14 protein-coding genes and 1 pseudogene are annotated in these 17,888 nt (G+C 70.6%); 6 read left to right on the top strand and 9 right to left on the bottom strand.

All coding sequences use genetic code 11. The features are described 5' to 3' along the window. The first annotated feature begins 76 nt into the window (after nucleotides 1–76). Together ADL01_RS11205 and ADL01_RS41020 are read left to right on the top strand one after the other, a co-directional pair. Nucleotides 77–1,423: a vWA domain-containing protein gene (locus ADL01_RS11205; RefSeq protein ID WP_053741791.1), complete on the top strand. Its 1,347-nt coding sequence runs from the start codon at nucleotides 77–79 to the stop codon at nucleotides 1,421–1,423. Between the two features lie 58 nt (nucleotides 1,424–1,481). Further along, a complete protein-coding gene (locus tag ADL01_RS41020; protein ID WP_063783503.1) occupies nucleotides 1,482–2,816 on the top strand; it encodes an FHA domain-containing protein in 1,335 nt (444 codons plus the stop codon). Between the two features lie 9 nt (nucleotides 2,817–2,825). On the opposite strand, the gene ADL01_RS11195 is transcribed toward ADL01_RS41020, so the two are convergent. Next, nucleotides 2,826–3,815, bottom strand: coding sequence for a methyltransferase domain-containing protein (locus ADL01_RS11195; protein WP_053741789.1), 990 nt, complete (start codon nucleotides 3,813–3,815; stop codon nucleotides 2,826–2,828). A gap of 175 nt (nucleotides 3,816–3,990) precedes the next feature. On the opposite strand from ADL01_RS11195, the gene ADL01_RS11190 reads away from it, so the two are divergent. Continuing rightward, the gene (locus ADL01_RS11190; protein ID WP_053741788.1) at nucleotides 3,991–4,395 is read left to right on the top strand and encodes a globin; all 405 of its coding nucleotides are present in this window, start codon (nucleotides 3,991–3,993) and stop codon (nucleotides 4,393–4,395) included. A 38-nt stretch (nucleotides 4,396–4,433) separates the two neighbouring features. Here the strand turns inward: ADL01_RS11190 and ADL01_RS11185 are convergent, their stop codons facing one another. From ADL01_RS11185 to ADL01_RS11165, 5 genes are all read right to left on the bottom strand, one after another. After that, nucleotides 4,434–5,129 (bottom strand): hypothetical protein, encoded by a 696-nt coding sequence (locus ADL01_RS11185; protein ID WP_053741787.1) that lies wholly within the window; start codon nucleotides 5,127–5,129, stop codon nucleotides 4,434–4,436. Then, nucleotides 5,126–5,572, bottom strand: a complete 447-nt coding sequence (locus ADL01_RS11180) for an acyl-CoA thioesterase (protein ID WP_053741786.1) — start codon at nucleotides 5,570–5,572, stop codon at nucleotides 5,126–5,128. The genes ADL01_RS11185 and ADL01_RS11180 overlap by 4 nt, the downstream gene beginning before the upstream one ends. Nucleotides 5,573–5,574: 2 nt before the next feature. Beyond that, the gene (gene ettA, locus ADL01_RS11175; RefSeq protein WP_078960454.1) at nucleotides 5,575–7,239 is read right to left on the bottom strand and encodes an energy-dependent translational throttle protein EttA; all 1,665 of its coding nucleotides are present in this window, start codon (nucleotides 7,237–7,239) and stop codon (nucleotides 5,575–5,577) included. Between the two features lie 214 nt (nucleotides 7,240–7,453). Further along, nucleotides 7,454–8,758, bottom strand: coding sequence for an amidohydrolase (locus tag ADL01_RS11170; protein ID WP_078960453.1), 1,305 nt, complete (start codon nucleotides 8,756–8,758; stop codon nucleotides 7,454–7,456). Between the two features lie 5 nt (nucleotides 8,759–8,763). Further along, entirely contained in the window at nucleotides 8,764–10,230 is a 1,467-nt protein-coding gene (locus ADL01_RS11165) for an aminotransferase class I/II-fold pyridoxal phosphate-dependent enzyme (RefSeq protein ID WP_053741784.1), read from the bottom strand. A gap of 191 nt (nucleotides 10,231–10,421) precedes the next feature. On the opposite strand from ADL01_RS11165, the pseudogene ADL01_RS11160 reads away from it, so the two are divergent. From ADL01_RS11160 to ADL01_RS11150, 3 genes and pseudogenes are all read left to right on the top strand, one after another. Next, nucleotides 10,422–10,688, top strand: a pseudogene (locus ADL01_RS11160) (aldehyde dehydrogenase); the annotation flags it as partial. Between the two features lie 434 nt (nucleotides 10,689–11,122). Further along, nucleotides 11,123–12,061 (top strand): SRPBCC family protein, encoded by a 939-nt coding sequence (locus tag ADL01_RS11155; protein ID WP_053741782.1) that lies wholly within the window; start codon nucleotides 11,123–11,125, stop codon nucleotides 12,059–12,061. Further along, nucleotides 12,058–13,233 carry a zinc-dependent alcohol dehydrogenase gene (locus ADL01_RS11150; RefSeq protein ID WP_053741781.1) on the top strand — a complete coding sequence of 392 codons (1,176 nt, stop codon included), beginning with the start codon at nucleotides 12,058–12,060 and terminating at the stop codon, nucleotides 13,231–13,233. The genes ADL01_RS11155 and ADL01_RS11150 overlap by 4 nt, the downstream gene beginning before the upstream one ends. A gap of 312 nt (nucleotides 13,234–13,545) precedes the next feature. Here ADL01_RS11150 and ADL01_RS11145 read toward each other — a convergent pair whose 3' ends face one another. The 3 genes from ADL01_RS11145 to ADL01_RS11135 all read right to left on the bottom strand — a co-directional run bounded on the left by ADL01_RS11145 (nucleotide 13,546) and on the right by ADL01_RS11135 (nucleotide 17,870). Next, a complete protein-coding gene (locus ADL01_RS11145; protein WP_234354587.1) occupies nucleotides 13,546–14,967 on the bottom strand; it encodes a TQXA domain-containing protein in 1,422 nt (473 codons plus the stop codon). 244 nt (nucleotides 14,968–15,211) lie between these two features. After that, complete coding sequence (locus tag ADL01_RS11140) at nucleotides 15,212–15,685, bottom strand: single-stranded DNA-binding protein (protein ID WP_053741780.1); 474 nt, start codon at nucleotides 15,683–15,685, stop codon at nucleotides 15,212–15,214. 259 nt (nucleotides 15,686–15,944) lie between these two features. Next, nucleotides 15,945–17,870, bottom strand: coding sequence for a YfjP family GTPase (locus ADL01_RS11135; RefSeq protein ID WP_234354590.1), 1,926 nt, complete (start codon nucleotides 17,868–17,870; stop codon nucleotides 15,945–15,947). Nucleotides 17,871–17,888 lie beyond the last annotated feature (18 nt).

Raw genomic sequence — 17,888 nt, 5'->3', positions numbered from 1 at the left:
AAGGACCGGAGGGGACTGGTCCGCCAACAGTCACTGCTCCACGCATGTGGGGTTTTCGAGGGGGAGCGAAGCACCCATGGCCAATTTCTCGAAGTCGAACGTGCCGCAGTTCTCGGTGGACGTCTACCAGAACGAGTACCTGCCGGACGGCGGCCGTGAGGTCAGCGCGATCGTGACGGTCACCGCGACGGGCGGCGGCACGGTCGGCGCCGGCGTCTCGGCGCCCCACCTCTACACACCCGGCCAGAGCCCGGACGCGGCCGTGGCGATCATGGTCGACTGCTCCGGCTCGATGGACTATCCGCCGACCAAGATGCGGGGCGCCCGGGAGGCGACGGCCGCCGCGATCGACGCCGTACGCGACGGTGTGCACTTCACGGTGATCGGCGGCACGCACGTCGCCAAGGAGATCTACCCGGGCGGCGGGCGGCTCGCGGTCGCCGACGCGACCACCCGCGAACAGGCCAGGCAGGCGCTGCGCCGGCTGAGCGCGGGCGGCGGCACGGCCATCGGCACCTGGCTGCGTCTCGCCGACCGGCTGCTGTCCTCGTCCGAGGTCACCATCCGGCACGGCATCCTGCTCACCGACGGCCGCAACGAACATGAGTCACCGGAGGACCTGAAGGCCGCCCTGGACTCCTGCGCGGGCCGTTTCACCTGCGACGCGCGGGGCGTGGGCACCGACTGGGAGGTCAAGGAGGTCACCGCGATCGCCTCCGGGCTGCTCGGCACCGCCGACATCGTCGCCGACCCGGCCGGCCTCTCCGCCGACTTCACGCAGATGATGGAGGCGGCCATGGGCAAGGAGGTCGCGGACGTCGCCCTCAGGCTGTGGACCCCGGTCGGCACGGAGATCAAGTTCGTCAAGCAGGTCGCGCCCACCGTCGCGGAGCTGACCGACCGCCGCACGGAGGCGGGCCCCCGCGCCGGTGACTACCCCACCGGTTCCTGGGGCGACGAGTCGCGCGACTACCACGTGTGCGTCCAGGTGCCCTCCGCCGGCCTGGGCCGGGAGATGCTGGCCGCCCGCGTCTCCCTGGTGATCCCGCAGCCCGACGGCAGCGCCCACAACCTCGGCGCGCAGGGCCTCGTACGGGCCGTGTGGACCGACGACATGGCGGCCTCGACGTCGATCAACCCCCAGGTCGCGCACTACACGGGTCAGGCCGAGCTGGCACAGGTCATCCAGCAGGGTCTGGACGCCCGCAAAGCGGGTGATGTCGACGGGGCAACGGCCAAGCTGGGACGGGCCGTTCAGCTCGCCAGCGCCTCCGGAAACGCGGATACTGCGAAACTGCTCGCAAAGGTGGTGGACGTGGTCGACGCCGCGGCAGGTACTGTGCGACTGAAGGCGAAGGTCGAAGAGGCCGACGAGATGACGCTCGAGACACGTTCCACAAAGACTGTTCGTGTAAAGAAGTAGAAGAAACAAAAGAAGTAACCGAACAAACGTAGTGAAGAGGAGAGGGGGAAGCGCCGACATGCCGACCTGCCCGAACGGACACCAGTCGGATTCCGACGACTGGTGCGAGGTCTGCGGTCACCGCATGGCCGGTGCCGTGCCTCCGCCCCCGCCGCCACCCCCGGCGCCGGGTTACGGCTATCCGCCGCCGGGTTCCGCCACCGGCGCGCCCGGCAGCCGCTCGCACCTGTCCGCCGTGCCGGACGCCGAGCAGGAGCTGTGCCCACAGTGCCGTACCCCGCGTGAGGGGGGCGCTCCGTTCTGCGAGGAGTGCCGGTGGAACTTCCTGACGAACACGGCGACCTCGTACACCCCGGCCGCCCCGCGCCCACCGGCGCCGGGCGCGGGCCAGGGATTCGGAGCGCCCGGTGGCCCGGGCCCCGGCCAGCGGTACCAGCCTCCGCCGCCCGGCCCGTCCTACGGCGGCGGTGACGGCTACGACTACCAGAGCTCGCGCCCGTCGCAGATCAACCGCCCCGCCGAGCCGCTTCAGCCCTTCGGCGGCGACCCGTCACGCCCAGTCCCCCCGCCGCCGGGTCCCACACCCGGTATGCCCGCCGGTGGACCGCAGGGTTACCCGCCCGGCCCGCCCGGCGGATCCCAGGGCTACCCCCCGCCCGGTCCCCCCGGCGGCTCGCAGCCCCAGGGCGGCTACCCGCCGCCTGGAAACCCAGGAGGCCCTGGAAGGCTCGATGGCGCCCCGCAGGCGTTCCAGCCGTCCGGTCCGCCCCCTCCGCCCGCGTTCCCACAGGAGACGGGCCGCCGCGGTGGTCCGCAGCCGCCCGGCGGCGGCTTCGGCAGCGCCGACGACGACTGGGTGATCTCCCCGCCGACCGGCGGCCCGAGCGGACCGCAGGCCCCGCAGCAGAGCGGCGGCTACGGCTACCCGCAGCCCGGCATGACCCAGGCCCCGCCCGCCCACGGCGGCGGCTACGGCCAGCCTCAGCCGCTGACCTGGTCCGCGACGATCGGCCCGGACCGCGAGTACTTCATGGCGATGATGCAGCGCTCCGGCCCCGAGGCCGCGGGTCTGAACCTGCCCGCGTACTCACCGGAGCAGCGGCGCGCGCTCACCGGCAACCAGATCACGATCGGGCGCCGCCGGCACTCCACGGGCGAGTCCCCGGACATCGACCTGGCGGTGCCGCCGGAGGACCCGGGCGTCTCGCACCAGCACGCGGTACTGGTCCAGCAGCCCGACGGCGGCTGGGCGGTCGTCGACCAGAACTCGACGAACGGTACGACGGTCAACCACTCCGAGGAGCCCATCCAGCCCTTCGTCCCCGTCCCGCTGCAGGACGGCGACCGGGTGCACGTGGGCGCGTGGACGACGATCACGATCCGCCGGGGATAAGAGCTCCCCTCAGGTCGTGGGGAGGGGCCAGGCGTACGGACCTGTGGGTTCGTCGAGCCAGGCCCACTCCCGGTCGCCGCTGACGGTGATCCCGTACCGCTCCCGCACCGGCCGGCCCTCGCGTTCCCAGAGCGCGTACGCCTCCTGCGGGGCCAGGCTGCCCTGGGTGAGCGCCAGCAGGAACCGGAACAGCTCGTGCTCGCGCGTCCGGGCCGGGACCGCGCCCAGGTGCGGGATCTCCGGCTCCGGCGTGCTCGCCCCCCGCAGCGGCACGAAGTAGGCGGACGTGTGCAGGAAGCGGCCCTCGGCGTGCTCGGCGTCGCGGACCGTGAGGGCGACCAGGCCGGTGGCGAACGGCGTCAGGATGCGGGCGCCCGGCCGGCACTGGGCGAGCCAGGCGCGCGGGACCGAGGTGAGTGTGCAGGTCGCGATGATCCGGTCGAAGGGGCCGCGTTCGGGCACCCCGCGCGCGCCGTCGCCGGTGACGACGACCGGATGGTGTCCGGCGGCGGCCAGGTGTCGGCGGGCCGACTCGGTGATCTCCGGGTCCAGATCCACCGTCGTGACGTGCTCGTCGCCGAGGCGGTGCGCGAGCAGCGCCGCGTTGTACCCCGTACCGGCGCCGATCTCCAGGACGTTGTGCCCGTCCTCGACCTTCAGCTCGGCGAGCATCGCGGCCATGAGTGAGGGCTGGCTGCTGGAGGAGACCAGCTCACCGTCGCGCACCCTGGTCGCGAGCGGCGCGTCCGCGTAGGCGCCGCGCAACCAGCGCTCACGCGTGACCCGGTCAGGACTTTCACCCCACAGCCGCTGCCGCCCGGTCACGGCACCGGCGTAGTAGTACGGCACGAACAGATGCCGTGGCACCGCCTCGAACGCCTCCCGCCAGACCGGGTCACTGTCCCAGGCCCCGCTGGCCTCGATCACCCGCACGAGCTCGGCCCGCGCCGCGGCGGCGAGGTCGCTGTCCCTGTCCTCGTGGAGCTCGTGCGCGCCCATACGTCCACTGTCCTGCGCCCGGCGCCTGGACGCGAACGGCGATGTCGGGGCGGTCCTAGGCCGTGTCCGCGAAGTCCCGTCGTCCGCCCGGAGGGCGGGCCGCGGGGCAGGCGGGACTTTGCGGACCCGGCCTAGGCCTTGAGTCCTCGGTCTCCGCGTCTGAGACCATGGTGAGGTGAATGAGATTCCGCGCGGCACGCTTCAGGAGCAGACCTTCTACGAGCAGGTCGGCGGCGAGGAGACCTTCCGGCGCCTCGTGCACCGGTTCTACGAGGGTGTCGCCGCGGACCCGCTGCTGCGGCCCATGTATCCGGAGGAGGACCTGGGCCCGGCCGAGGAGCGGTTCACGCTGTTCCTGATCCAGTACTGGGGCGGCCCCACCACCTACAGCGAGAACCGCGGCCACCCCCGGCTGCGGATGCGCCATGCCCCCTTCGCCGTCGACCGGGCCGCGCACGACGCGTGGCTGAAGCACATGCACGTCGCCGTCGAGGAGCTCGGCCTCTCCGAGGAGCACGAGCGGACGCTGTGGAACTACCTGACGTACGCGGCGGCCTCGATGGTGAACACAGAGGGCTGAGCGCCTGGCGTCAAGGGTGCTGAGGGCTGAGCCGGGGTTCAGCGGACGCTGACGTCCAGCGCTCCGAGTCCCGCCCCGCCGCGTACGGCGATCGATCCGTACGGCGTGCGCAGCCGCAGCCAGGACCCCGAGGAGACCAGCGCGAGCGGTGCCTCGCCGGACTCCTGCGGGCCTTGCGTCGGCCGCAGGAAGCCCAGGGACTGCGCCGCGTGCACGGCCCGTACCGGCAGGCGGGTTTCCCCGACCGTCCGGGTCCAGATCTCCCGTCCGATCCGGTCGAGTTCGGCGCGGGTACGCAGTTCGGGCGCCAATTCCTGCGTACGGGACCGGAATTCGGCGACCGCCGCGGCGACCATCGTGCGCAGCGCGTCCGGTGCGGGCAGGCCGGGCTCCGGGCGCCAGCCGCCGCGCGGGGGCAGTACCCCGGCCCAGGGCGGCCCGGTGACGGCCCCGGGGACGGTGAGGGTGGCGGCGGACTCGTCCACCGTCTCCAGGAGTTCACCGGCGGACACGGTGACGTCGAGGGCGACGTCCAGCCCGTTCTCGTAGGGCTTGGCGAGCCGGGCCGCGCGGATCGCGAGGACCTCGAAGGACGGGGGCCGCCCGAACACGGCGAGCGCGGTGCCGGCCGCCTGGAGACGTACCGCCGCCCCACGGTCGTAGTGGAGCAGCCGGGCGAGGAAGGCGGCGAGGTCGGCCGCCTCCCCCTCGTCGGCGAGGTGCAGGACCGTCATGCGGCGACGGCCCCGTCCTCGTCGTCGGCGTTCTCGTCGGCGTCCGCGTCCCTGTCCGTCTCCATGTACTCCTCCAGGAACTTCCGTTCCTCGGAGGTGATGCGGCGCGGACGCTGCGTCGCGAAGTCGAACGGCACGACGACCGTCGAGGCCTGGACGTACACCTGGTCCGCGTCCTTGACCTCATAGGTGAGCGTGAAGGACGCCGCTCTTATCCGCGTGACCCACAGCTCGATGTCCACGGGCGCGTGCCGGTGGACCAGCTGCCTCTTGTAGTCGATCTCATGGCGTGCCACCACGGACCCCTGCTGGAAATCCTTGTCCGGGCGGAACAGGAAGTCGATACGGGCTTCCTCCAGGTAGCGGAGGAAGACCACGTTGTTGACGTGGCCGTACGCGTCCATGTCCGCCCAGCGCAGCGGGCAGCGGTAGATGTGCCGCAAGATCAGCCCCGGGTCAGCTTCTTGTAGGTGGCGCGGTGCGGACGGGCCGCGTCGGCGCCGAGCCGCTCGACCTTGTTCTTCTCGTACGACTCGAAGTTGCCCTCGAACCAGTACCACTTGGAGTCACCCTCGTACGCGAGGATGTGGGTCGCGACCCGGTCCAGGAACCAGCGGTCGTGGGAGATGACCACAGCCGCGCCCGGGAACTCGAGCAGCGCGTTCTCGAGCGAGGACAGGGTCTCGACGTCGAGGTCGTTGGTGGGCTCGTCGAGGAGCAGCAGGTTGCCGCCCTCCTTGAGCGTGAGCGCCAGGTTCAGGCGGTTGCGCTCACCACCGGACAGGACGCCGGCCGGCTTCTGCTGGTCCGGACCCTTGAAGCCGAAGGCGGAGACGTAGGCTCGCGACGGCATCTCGACCTGGCCCACGTTGATGTAGTCCAGCTCGTCCGACACCACGGCCCAGAGGGTCTTCTTGGGGTCGATGTTGGCGCGGCTCTGGTCGACGTAGCTGATCTTGACCGTGTCGCCGATCTTGACCGAACCCGAGTCCGCCGGCTCAAGACCCTGGATCATCTTGAACAGCGTGGTCTTGCCCGCGCCGTTCGGGCCGATGATGCCGACGATGCCGTTGCGCGGCAGCGTGAACGAGAGGTCGTCGACCAGGACCTTGTCGCCGAACGCCTTCGACAGGTTGTTGACCTCGACGACGATGGAGCCCAGGCGCGGGCCCGGCGGGATCTGGATCTCCTCGAAGTCCAGCTTCCGCATCTTGTCGGCCTCGGCCGCCATTTCCTCGTAACGAGCCAGGCGCGCCTTGGACTTGGTCTGGCGCCCCTTGGCGTTGGAGCGGACCCACTCCAGCTCTTCCTTGAGGCGCTTGGCGCGCTTCTCGTCCTTGCGGCCCTCGACCTTGAGACGAGCGGCCTTCTTCTCCAGGTACGTGGAGTAGTTGCCCTCGTAGGGGATCGCGCGACCGCGGTCGAGCTCGAGGATCCACTCGGCGACGTTGTTCAGGAAGTACCGGTCGTGAGTGACGGCGACGACAGCGCCCGCGTACTTCGAGAGGTGCTGCTCCAGCCAGTTCACCGACTCGGCGTCGAGGTGGTTGGTGGGTTCGTCGAGGAGGAGCAGGTCCGGGGCCTCGATCAGCAGCTTGCAGAGCGCGACGCGGCGCTTCTCGCCACCGGAGAGGTTCGTGACGGGCCAGTCGCCGGGCGGGCAGCCCAGCGCCTCCATGGCCTGCTCCAGCTGCGCGTCCAGGTCCCAGGCGTTGGCGTGGTCCAGGTCCTCCTGGAGCTTGCCCATCTCGTCCAGCAGCGCGTCCGTGTAGTCCGTCGCCATGAGCTCGGCGACCTCGTTGAAGCGCTTGAGCTTGCCCATGATCTCGGCGGCGCCGTCCTGGACGTTCTCCAGGACCGTCTTGGCCTCGTCGAGCTTCGGCTCCTGCATGAGGATGCCGACGCTGAATCCGGGCGACAGGAACGCGTCACCGTTGGACGGCTGCTCCAGACCCGCCATGATCTTGAGAACGGTGGACTTACCGGCACCGTTCGGGCCGACCACACCGATCTTCGCGCCGGGCAGGAAGCTCAGCGTCACGTCGTCAAGGATGACCTTGTCGCCGTGCGCCTTGCGCGTCTTGCGCATGGTGTAAATGTACTCAGCCAAGAGAAACCGTCCGGCAGCTTGAAATCTGGCAGTGGTGGGATACACCCCATCTTGCCTGACCGCCACCCCTCGTAGGAAACCCATATGGCGGAGGGGCCCTGACCAGGGGCGCAGCGGGCGGCGATCATTCGGGGCTCGTTTTAGCCTTCAAGGGGGATGAGCGCTGCAACGAGCGACGGAGCCGGCGACGATGGCGACAGGCGACCGACTTTGCTTACCGAAGGTCGACAGATGTCTCAGAGAACGTTGAGGGGGTCGTCCGCCGTGGACCCACCTCGTGTTCCTCTACGGCTGCCTTTTCGAGATGTCGCTTCCACGCCCGGTCGGCGAGCCCCGCCTCTCGGAGGATGTCTGCGGCGGTGCACGCCAGCGCACGCGCCGAGGCGAGCATGACCCGGCGTGCGCTTTCGCTCGCCGCTGCAGCGCCGAATTCAGGGGTGTGGTCCGCGTGTTCGGGGCTCAGAATGGCCACAAAGGGATGGATGGCCGGAACGATCGCGCTCACATCACCGATGTCGGATGACCCCAGATACACCCCCGGCGTGGGCTCTTCGAGGTCGATACCCGCCTCGCTGAGGTGCAGGGCGAAACGGTCGGACAGCACGGCGTTGTCGCGGAAATGGTGGTACCCCGCAGCGGCGCGCGAGGTCTCGACCCTGGAGCCGGTGGCAGCTGCGATTCCCTGCGCGCACTGGGTGACCTCCGCCACCAGCGCGTCCAAAGCCCTGGTGGTGGCCGCACGGAGGCCGAAAAGCCCCTCCGCACGCTCGGGGACTATGTTCGTGGCCCGGCCACCGTCTGTGATGATGCCTTGAACATGAGAGCCGGGCGGAAGCCGTCGCTGCAGGACGTTGAGCGAGCCGAACAGCTGGATGAGGGAGGCGAGGGCATCGATGCCCTCGCTCGGTCTGCCGGTGGGGTGGGCGGCGCGCCCGTGGAAGACAGTACGTATCTGGACCTGGGCGGTCAGAGGCGCCCAGGCCCAGTCGTTGACGCCGGGATGGAACATGAGGGCGGCATCGACTTCGTCGAAAACGCCGGCTGCCACCTGTGCGACCTTCCCTCCACCGCCTTCCTCGGCCGGAGTCCCCACCGCCATGACCGTGCCGGGGAGTCCCTGGACCGGTTCTTCACCAAGCGCCCTGTGCAGGGCGAGTGCCGCACCGAGACCGGCGGCCGCGATCAGGTTGTGGCCGCAGGCGTGCCCCAGTCCGGGCAGCGCGTCGTATTCCAGCAGCAGTGCCACACGGGGCCGGTTACCGTCGCCCACTTCGGCGACGAACGCCGTGGGCATGTCCGCGATTCCGCGGTTCACGGCGAATCCGGCACGCTCCAGCTCTCCTGTGAGCAACTCGGCCGCAGCGTATTCCTCGAAGGCGAGCTCGGGATCATGGTGCAGGGCCATCGCGATGTCCCAGAGCCGGGGTGCCTGGGCCGTCACTTCCTGCGCGATGCGGTCATGAAGGACGGAGAGGGCCGGCGAACCCCGGCGGGCGGCTGGTTCTCGAGGTGCGGACATCGACGTCAATCCTGCACGGCGACGCGCACGCTCTGCACTTCGCCGTCCACGGCGTCCGGGACGACCATGCCGGCGTCGATGCCGCTGCGCAGGTAGTCCAGGACTTCTTTGGAGAGCCGCTCCCCAGGCAGCGCTGCGGGGACCCCCGGTGGGTAGGGCGTCAGCATCTCGGCGCTGACGCGCCCCACCGCCCGCCGCCACGGCACCTGCTCGGTGCGGCCGAAGAAGGCGTCGCGCGGGAGCATGACCTGCTCCAGCCGCAGCCCAGCCGGATCGGGAACATGGATCTCGGGGGCTGGCCGCAGCTCTTCGGCGTGCCGTGCCAGATCCTCGAACGCGGCGAGCAGCCGGTCCGCCGACTGCTCGTCGTCGCCGTGGGAGAACTGTGCGCTGATCCGGCGGTGGTCGCTGAGGTGCAGGTTGACGCGGTGGTGTTCGCGGATCCAGTCGGCTGCGCTGTATCCCGAGATGCTCAGGCCGGTGATGTCCACGATGACCTGGAGGGGATCCATATCCGCGGCCCGTCCCGGTCCGCAGAAATCCGCGCGGTCGTGCACGTGCATGCCGTCGATCGTGGCGATGCGCGACCGTACATCGGAGACCAGGGACAGAGCGTCGTCGTACAGGGAGCGTCCATGTTCCACCATCTGCCGCCGCCAGCCGTCCAGGGCGGCGTAGATGAGGCTTGAGGGGCTCGTCGTGCCGAGCAGGTCCTCACGGGCGCTGAGCACGTGCGGATCGATCAGGTCGCCCTGCAGGTGGAACACCGAGCTCTGCTCCAGCCCGGATCCCATCTTGTGCACGGATGTGACACACACGTCCGCGCCGGCATCCATGCCCCAGGCGGGCAGATCGGGGTGGAACGGCAGGTGCGCGCCCCACGCCTCGTCGGCGATCAACGGTTTGCCGTGCTCGTGACAGATGGCGGAGACGGCGGCCAGGTCTGAGCAGGTGCCGTACGGGGTGGGGCTGGTGACCAAGGCCCCTTTTGCCTCCGGGTGTTCACGGAATGCGGCATCGAAGGACTCGCTGGCCGGCGGGTGCGCGAGGTGCAGATCAGCATCCCACTGCGGATCGACCCATACGGGGCACACCCCGGAAAGAATGAGTCCGGCGACCACGGCCTTGTGTGCGTCCCGCCCGACGAGCAGGGTCTCGTGAGGGCCCGCGACGGACAGCATGGCGGCCTTGACAGAGAGCGAACTGCCGCAAGTGGAGAAGAAGGTGTGCTCGGCATCGACGGCGTCCGCCATCAGAGCCTGGGCCTCGGCCAGGACACCATGCGAGGACGTCCGGTCGTCGAGGCCATTGACCGCGAGGACGTCGGAAAGGAAGACGGCGTCACCCAGCACGGCACGTACCCGGGGGTCGGCGCCGCGCCCCTGCTTGTGCCCCGGAGGGGTGAAGGATGTCTGGCGCTCGGCATGGTAAGCCTCGAGCGCTTCGAGCACCGGTGCCTTCGAATGGTCCATGCGACCCCAGTGCCCATGGGACTGCGAAGAAAACACGGAGGGTGAACTCTACGTCCGTTCGGACCACTGTTCATCCGGCAGGCGGGTGAGTCCTGGCCGAAACCCGCAGAACTGTCGGAACGACGCGGACGTCATCTGGTCGGCCACCCGGTCACTGCCCGACCCGGACGCACCCGCCCCCGAGTACGCCGGAGGCACAGGGCAAGGTCCCGATCGACTTCGACATGATGTGGTTCAAGGGCCAACACATGGGGGCCCGGGCAGGCGCCGGTGAAGAGGACAACCGGGCGCTGCAGGATCTGGTCGCCGGCGGGAAGGCGAAGCCGAGCTTCGTCGTCTGCCACGAACTCAGCCTGGACGAGGCTCCCACCTCCTACGAGCACTTCGACGCCCGTGACGAGGGCTGGACCAAGGTGGTCCTGCATCCCAACGGACACGGCAACGGCCACAAACAGTAAGAGAACCCGGGGCCGCCGCCCGCCTGCTCCCCCGGACCAGGCCGGCCGACGAGCCGCGTCGGACACCGGCTTCGGCCGGGGCTGGACGGGCCGTCGTCGGCTGCGCTCCCGTCCTACCCGAGCCGTGGCCACCGACCGCCTCCGGACCGGTGGGACGGATGGCGGACCCCGACGCCCAGCTTGACGGACGCGTACTCGACTGGCCGGATCTGCTCCCGCTCCTGAAGCGGGCCACCAGTTTCGGTGATGACGCTTGTCGAGCCCAGGCACGCGTCGCGTCCACGCCGTGACCCGGACGACTGCGCCGCCGGTTCCGTGACGCGAGTTGAGGATTGAACGCGGGCCGTGTGGAAACTCCGGTGTTGTCCGCTATCTACACCTTCTCGCTCAAGTTGCCCGCCTTCCGTTCACCTCACCGCACGTGGGGAGCACTCATGAAGACAGACACCCGTTCCACCTCCCGCCTACGGCACGATCCGCTCGTGCGTGGTCTCGGCTGGGCCAGTGCGCTCATGGCCGTGCCCCAGGTCGTCACTCCGGCGGGTTTCGCCCGGGCCCTGGGCGTGGACGACGCCTCCCGGCACCGCTCGGCCACGACCGCCGTCGGTGTGCGCGAGCTGGCGGCGGCGACCGGGCTGCTGGGGCGGCCGCATCCCGCCTGGCTCTGGGGCCGCGTCGGCGGCGACCTCATGGATCTGACGATGCTGACCCGAGCCCTGAGGAACCACAACGGTCGCGGGCTCGGCCGCACGGTTGCCGCGACCGCCGCCGTCACCGCCATCACGGCCACGGACGTCTACGCGGCCGTGACCCGCACCCGTAGGAGCACCCCCGTGGAACTGACCGCGGCCACCACCGTCACCCAGTCCCCGGACGAGGTCTATGCCCTCTGGAGCGACCTGGAGCGACTGCCGGACTTCATGGCGCACCTGGACGAGGTGCGCGTCACCGGCCCGCGCACCAGTCACTGGCGGGCCAGCGCGCCGTTCGGCAAGGGGGCTGAATGGGACGCCGAGACCGCTCAGGACGTCCCCGGCCGGCTGATCGCCTGGCGGTCGGTGGACGGTGCCGACATCGAAAACTCCGGCGAGGCCCGCTTCGTGCCCGCCCCCGGCGGCCGGGGCACGGAGATCCGGGTGACCCTGCGCTACGACCTGCCCGGGGGGGTGCTGGGCAAGGCCGCGGCGCACTACTTCGGCGAGGAACCGCACCAGCAGTTGGACGACGACCTGCGCCGCTTCAAGCAGATCGCGGAGACCGGCGAGGTCGTCCGCTCCGAGGGCGCACCCGGCGGCAAGCGGGCCCGCGGCGAGTTCCCGCAGCACCCGGCCCGACCGCTGACCGTGGACGAACTGAAGGAGGCCCTGGCATGAAGGCGAACTGCTGGACGGGACGCAACTCGGTCGAGGTGCAGGACGTCCCCGAACCGTCGATCCTGAACAGCCGCGACGCCATCGTGAAGATCACCTCGACGGCGATCTGCGGCTCCGACCTCCATCTGCTCGACGGCTACGTCCCCACCATGGAAAAGGGCGACATCATGGGCCACGAGTTCATGGGAGAGGTCGTCGAGGTCGGCACCGGCGTCAGCGACGACAAACTGCGCGTCGGCGACCGGGTCGTCGTGCCCTTCCCCATTGCCTGCGGCGCCTGCGCGTCGTGCCGCGCGGAGCTGTACTCGTGCTGCGAGAACACCAACCCCAACGCCGGTATCTCGGAGAAGTTCTTCGGCCACCCCACCGCCGGCGTCTACGGCTACTCCCACCTCACCGGCGGCTTCGCCGGCGGTCAGGCCGAGTACGCCCGCGTGGTACTCGCCGACGCCAACGCCCTCAAAATCGAGTCGGACCTCACCGACGAGCAGGTGCTGTTCCTGTCCGACATCCTGCCGACCGGGTACATGGGCGCCGACATGTGCGACATCCAGGAAGGTGACGCCGTCGCCGTCTGGGGCGCCGGTCCGGTCGGCCAGTTCGCCATGGACAGCGCCCGGGTCCTGGGCGCGGAGAAGGTCATCGCGATCGACAAGGAGAACTACCGGCTCGACATGGCCGCCGCCCAGGGCTACACCACCATCAACTTCGAGGACACCGACGTACGGTCGGCACTGCTCGAACTCACCGGCGGCCGCGGCCCCGACAAGTGCATCGACGCGGTCGGCCTGGAGGCCACACACGGCGCCTCCCACATCCACCTCTACGACCGCGCCAAGCAGGCGGTCCGCTCCGAGACCGACCGGCCCCACGCTCTGCGCCAGGCCATCCTCTCCTGCCGCAGCGGCGGCGTGGTATCGGTCATCGGCGTCTACGGCGGGCTGATCGACAAGTTCCCGGCGGGTGCCTGGATGAACAGGTCCCTGACCCTGCGCACCGGGCAGTGCCACGTGCAGAAGTACATGAAACCGCTGCTGGGCCTGATCGAGCAGGGCAAGATCGACCCCACCCGGGTCATCACCCACCGGCTGCCCCTGAGCGAGGCACCAACCGGCTACGACCTGTTCAAGAACAAGAAGGACCGCTGCGAGAAGGTCGTCCTCACGCCGTGAGGACCGCGCCGATGAACTGCGGCAGCACGTTTCGCCCACACCGACGAGCCGACCCTGCGAAGCGTGCGCACACACAACGAGACGTGGACGGCCATGCGAGAGCCTGCCTTCTGTTTCACGCTTCGGTCGCCACCGTGGGCGGCAGCCGGGGTCAAGCCTGGCGAGCGACGAGGGTGCCAGCTCCGGGTACGTCAGCGGCCCGGGGCGGGCGGGAGGCGGGCCGGGCTGGGCCGGGTCGATCGGTGGGTCACCGTGCGGTCACGCACTGTTGAGTTGTCAAAGTGAGCTGTCGTGGTGCGAGATCACTCGCACTCACTTCCGGGCGCCCGCCCCCTGCTGCTCCTTCTTGCCGACGCGGAGCACCACACCGCCGCCGATCACCAGCAGGACGATCGCCATGCCCGCGATCATCGGTGTCGCGCTGGAACTGCCGGTCTCGGCCAGGTTGACGCCTGTCGCGGGGGCGCCGCTCGCCAGGGCCGGGCTCGGGTCGCTCAAGGTCTGGACCGCGGCGCCGGCCGCGCTGTCCTGGGTCTCGCAGTCGAGGACGCCCGCGAACCGCTGCTGGAAGCCGTTCGGCCCCAGGATCGTGAAGTCGTACGGCTGGTCCTCCTGCAAGGGGACCGTCACCGTCCGCGCCCCCCCGGCCGGGATGGTGTGCTCGAAGCCCATCAGCCGGAAGGTGAACGCCTCGTCGCCCTTGTTGGCGGCCGTGATGTCCACACCGTTGTCGGCGCAGTTCCTCCGTGCCGACAGGGCGGGGACGGGACCCGTGACCGCCCAGTTCGCCGTCGCCGTCGCCGACACCGTGGACTCGCTGGAGCCGGCGAGGATCTGGGTCTGGCTTCTGCTGTCGGAGGCGAAGGCCCGGCCGACCGGCACACTGGTCGAGGCCTGGACACTCAGCACGGCCGAACCGTCCAGCGCCTTCCCGGGCACCTCGAAGTACACCTGTCCGCCGTCGGCCACGGACGTGACGGCCTTGCCGTCCTGGTCGACGACCCGTACCCCGCTCGTCGCGGCGTCGGCGGGCGGTATCACCGTGACGCTGTCCGCGCCGGTGTGCACCGTGACCGGCCCGAGCCGCTCCCCGGGGTGGCCGGAGACCGCCGGCGGGTCGAGGGCCAGCGAGGCCTCGGGCTCCGTGAGACTCCGCGCGCTCTTCTCCAGGTAGTCCGCGAGCTTCTCTGCCCTCGGGTCCACCGCGTCCACGTCCGCGCCGTCCGAGTAGCGCCAGATGGCCACCTGGGTGCCAGCCGCCGCGTCCTGCTCGGTGAGGCCGGCCGCACCCGCCCGGCCGGCCAGCGCCGCGAGGTCGTTCACCTGCGGATAGGAGTTCTGCAGGATCCAGCGAATCCTGCCCGCGTCCTTGTTGCCGCCCAGGGAGGTGCCGCTCCAGGCGGTCTCCTGGTACTTGGCGTCCCGCTGTGTCGGGTTGCGCAGGTCGACGCCGTACGTCTGCAGCGTGCCGCCGTTGTCGACGGACATCTCGAACAGGCCCGCGGACACCTGCTGGTCCCCGTCGTCCCCGTGCACGACGGCCGCGCCGTACGTCTTCAGCCCGCCTATGGTGGCGGCCGCCCCGCCCTGCTGCTGCACAGCCTCGTCCGCGACGGCTGTGCCGGCGGCGGCCAGCGCGCCGGTGACGGTGAGACCGGACACCATCGTCGCGGCGGCGAGCCGGGCCGCCGCCGCCCGCCCGCGCCCGGACAGCGCGGAGAACGAAGAAAACACAGAATTCCCCTTCGAGCAGGACCCGTTGACGTGGGGGTGCGGTCCCACCAGCAGCATCAGAAGCCCCGTGAGCTATTCGGGCATCCTAGGGATGTGGCGCACCGCACTTCCCAGTCCTGTCATCCGATAACTGATCCGACTCGGAATTGTTATCGCCAAGATCATCCGTATGCCGGTCAGTTCACCGAAAAGCCCCAGTTCGGGCGACGCCGATGCCCGCCGCGATCTGACGCCCCACCCGATGTCATGTCACCGCCGCCGGCTCCCGCCGTTGTCGAGCCCCCGCGTCGCCCTCGTCGGCCACCGGTGTCTCCCACGCCGGTTCGGGGCGGGCCGGGGCCCCGGTCTCGCCCTTGAGCTGACCCGTGGAGCGCCGGAAGGCAGACGTGCCCCGCGCCAGATCGTGGCCGATCGCCACGGCGTCGATGTCCGCCGATGTCCAGCTCTGCCCGTCGCGCATCTCCGTGCGCACCTTCAACCGGCCCTGCACGATGACCTGTTCGCCCACCGCCAGGGACGCCCCCACATTCGTCGCGAGGGCCCGGTTCGCCCACACCGTGAAGAAGTTGGTGTGCCCGTCCGTCCACGCGCTCTTCTCGCGGTCCCAGTAGCGCGAGGTCACCGCCAGCCGAAACCTCGCCGACGCCCCCGACGCCAGATCGCGGTACACCGGATGCGTCGCCACGTTGCCCACCGCGCACACCATCGTCTCGTTCACGCGAACCACCCCTCCCGGCCCCGGCGCACTCGCGCCGGGCGGATACCCGTACGGGCCCGTCCCGTACGGCTGTTTCCGGCACGGCGACCGCGAACTTCCCCGGTCACCGCTTCGCGTCGATCGCGTCCGTCGTGATCGCCGCGAAGCCAGAATGCATCCGTCGGGCCGAGCCCGCTGAGCCCTGTGGACTACCGGCCGGTTGTGGAAAACTCCGTCACCCGACCGAGGGACCCACGTCTCCCTCTCACCTCACCCGCGCTCACCCCACCACCGCCCGAGCCCCCGTGACCCGCACGTACTGCTCCCGTACCTCGCGATACCGCAGCAGTTCCGCCGCCACCGGATCCAGTACCCGGGCCCGGCCGCAACCGGCCGCCGCTTCCCGCAGCCGCCGTTCCGCCTCAAGCCCGTAGCGGCGGGCCGGTCCCCGAGCCGCCAGTCGGCAGCTCCACTCCACGCCCGGACCACCGACGATGCCCACCGACATCAGCAGCACCGGCACACCCAGGTTCGGCGCCATGACACCGACGATCTGAGCCACCAGCCACAGCCCGCCGACGATCTGAAGGAGCGTCATGGACGCCTGCGCGAGCACGGCGACCGGCCACCAGCCCGGCCGGGGCGGCCGTCCCGAGGGCGTCCCCGCCCGTACCGCCAGTTCGTCGAGCGCCTCCGGCAGGCCCTGTGCCCCCCGTACGGCCGCCTCGCGCACGGCCAGCGCCCAGGGCGCCGGCAGTCCGGCCGACGCCCGTTCCGCGACCGTACGCACCGCCTGTTCGACACGCTGGCGGGCCGTGGCCTCCTCGTCCGGCTGCTCCCGTACGAGGCGGCCGGTGGAGTGTTCGCACCGGTCCTGGCACCAGCGCAGCAGCCGCAGCCACGGTGTGCCGCAAGCACGGTTGGCGTTGCGCAGCCAGACGCGTTCGGCGGCCTGGCCGGCGGCGGTGGCGCCCACCGCGTCGGCGAGCCGGTCGGAGAACTCGTCCCGGGCCCGCTCGCTGAGCCCGACGCGGCGGCCGGTGGCGTAGACGGGCCGCAGCTGCCACGCGGCGGCGTCGAGGTCGGCCGAGATCCGGCGTGCCGCGGCCCCGCGCTCGCCCACGAACTGCCCGAGCACCTCGCGCAGTTCACCGATGCCGTCCCCGGTGAGCGCGGACAGCGCCAGTACGGTGGCGCCCGGTTCGCCGTGCTCCCCCAGGGCGATGCCGTCCTCGTCGAGCAGTCGCCGCAGGTCGTCGAGGACCTGGTGGGCGGCCTCCCCGGGGAGGCGGTCCACCTGGTTGAGGACGACGAACATGACCTCGGCGTGCCCGGCCATGGGCCGCAGATAGCGCTCGTGGAGGATGGCGTCCGCGTACTTCTCCGGGTCGACGACCCAGATGACCGCGTCGACGAGTGCCAGCAGGCGGTCGACCTGTTCGCGGTGCTGGACGGCCGCCGAGTCGTGGTCGGGCAGGTCGACCAGGACCAGGCCGCGCAGTTGCGCCTCCGCCTCCGCGCTCTGCAGCGGGCGTCGGCGCAGCCGTCCCGGGATGCCGAGGCGGTCGAGGAGGGTCGCGGCGCCGTCGCTCCAACTGCACGCGATGGGCGCGGCGGTGGTCGGCCGGCGTACCCCGGTCTCCGAAATGGCGACTCCGGCGAGGGCGTTGAACAACTGGGACTTGCCGCTGCCGGTGGCGCCGGCGATGGCGACGACGGTGTGCTGCCCGGAGAGCCTGCGCCGGGCGGTCGCCTCGTCGAGCACCCGGCCGGCCTCGGCGAGGGTTCTGCTGTCGAGCCGCGTACGGGACAGCCCCACGAGCTCGCGGAGCGCGTCGAGCCGGGAGCGCAGCGCCCCGTCGTATGCCAGGGGCATCACCGGCGGGGGGACGCTGCTGGAGATCCGGGTCTCGACGACCGCCTCGCGCGCGGGGGGAGGGTCCGTCTCGGAGACGCGGCGGGCGATCAGGCCGTCGTCCCACGCGCCGGAGGACTCGGATTCCGGGTGGGGGTCTGGACGGGGGGCTGGGCGAAGGTCTGGGCGGGGGGTGCCCTCGGGGGCGCCCTCGGGGGTGTCCTTGGAGGCGTCTTTGGGGGCGGTCTTGTGGGTGGGAGGGGTGGAGGAGTGGGAATCGTCCGGCACGCGTGCGTGGATGTCTTTGTCGGCGGCTTCGTCGACATCGGCATCGACATTGGCATTGGTAATGACATCGCCGTCGGCGTC

The sequence above is a fragment of the Streptomyces sp. NRRL WC-3618 genome (assembly GCF_001280005.1).
Lineage (GTDB): Bacteria > Actinomycetota > Actinomycetes > Streptomycetales > Streptomycetaceae > Streptomyces.
The sequence above is the reverse complement of the archived record's forward strand: the minus strand, read 5'-3'. Positions and strand labels throughout refer to the sequence as shown.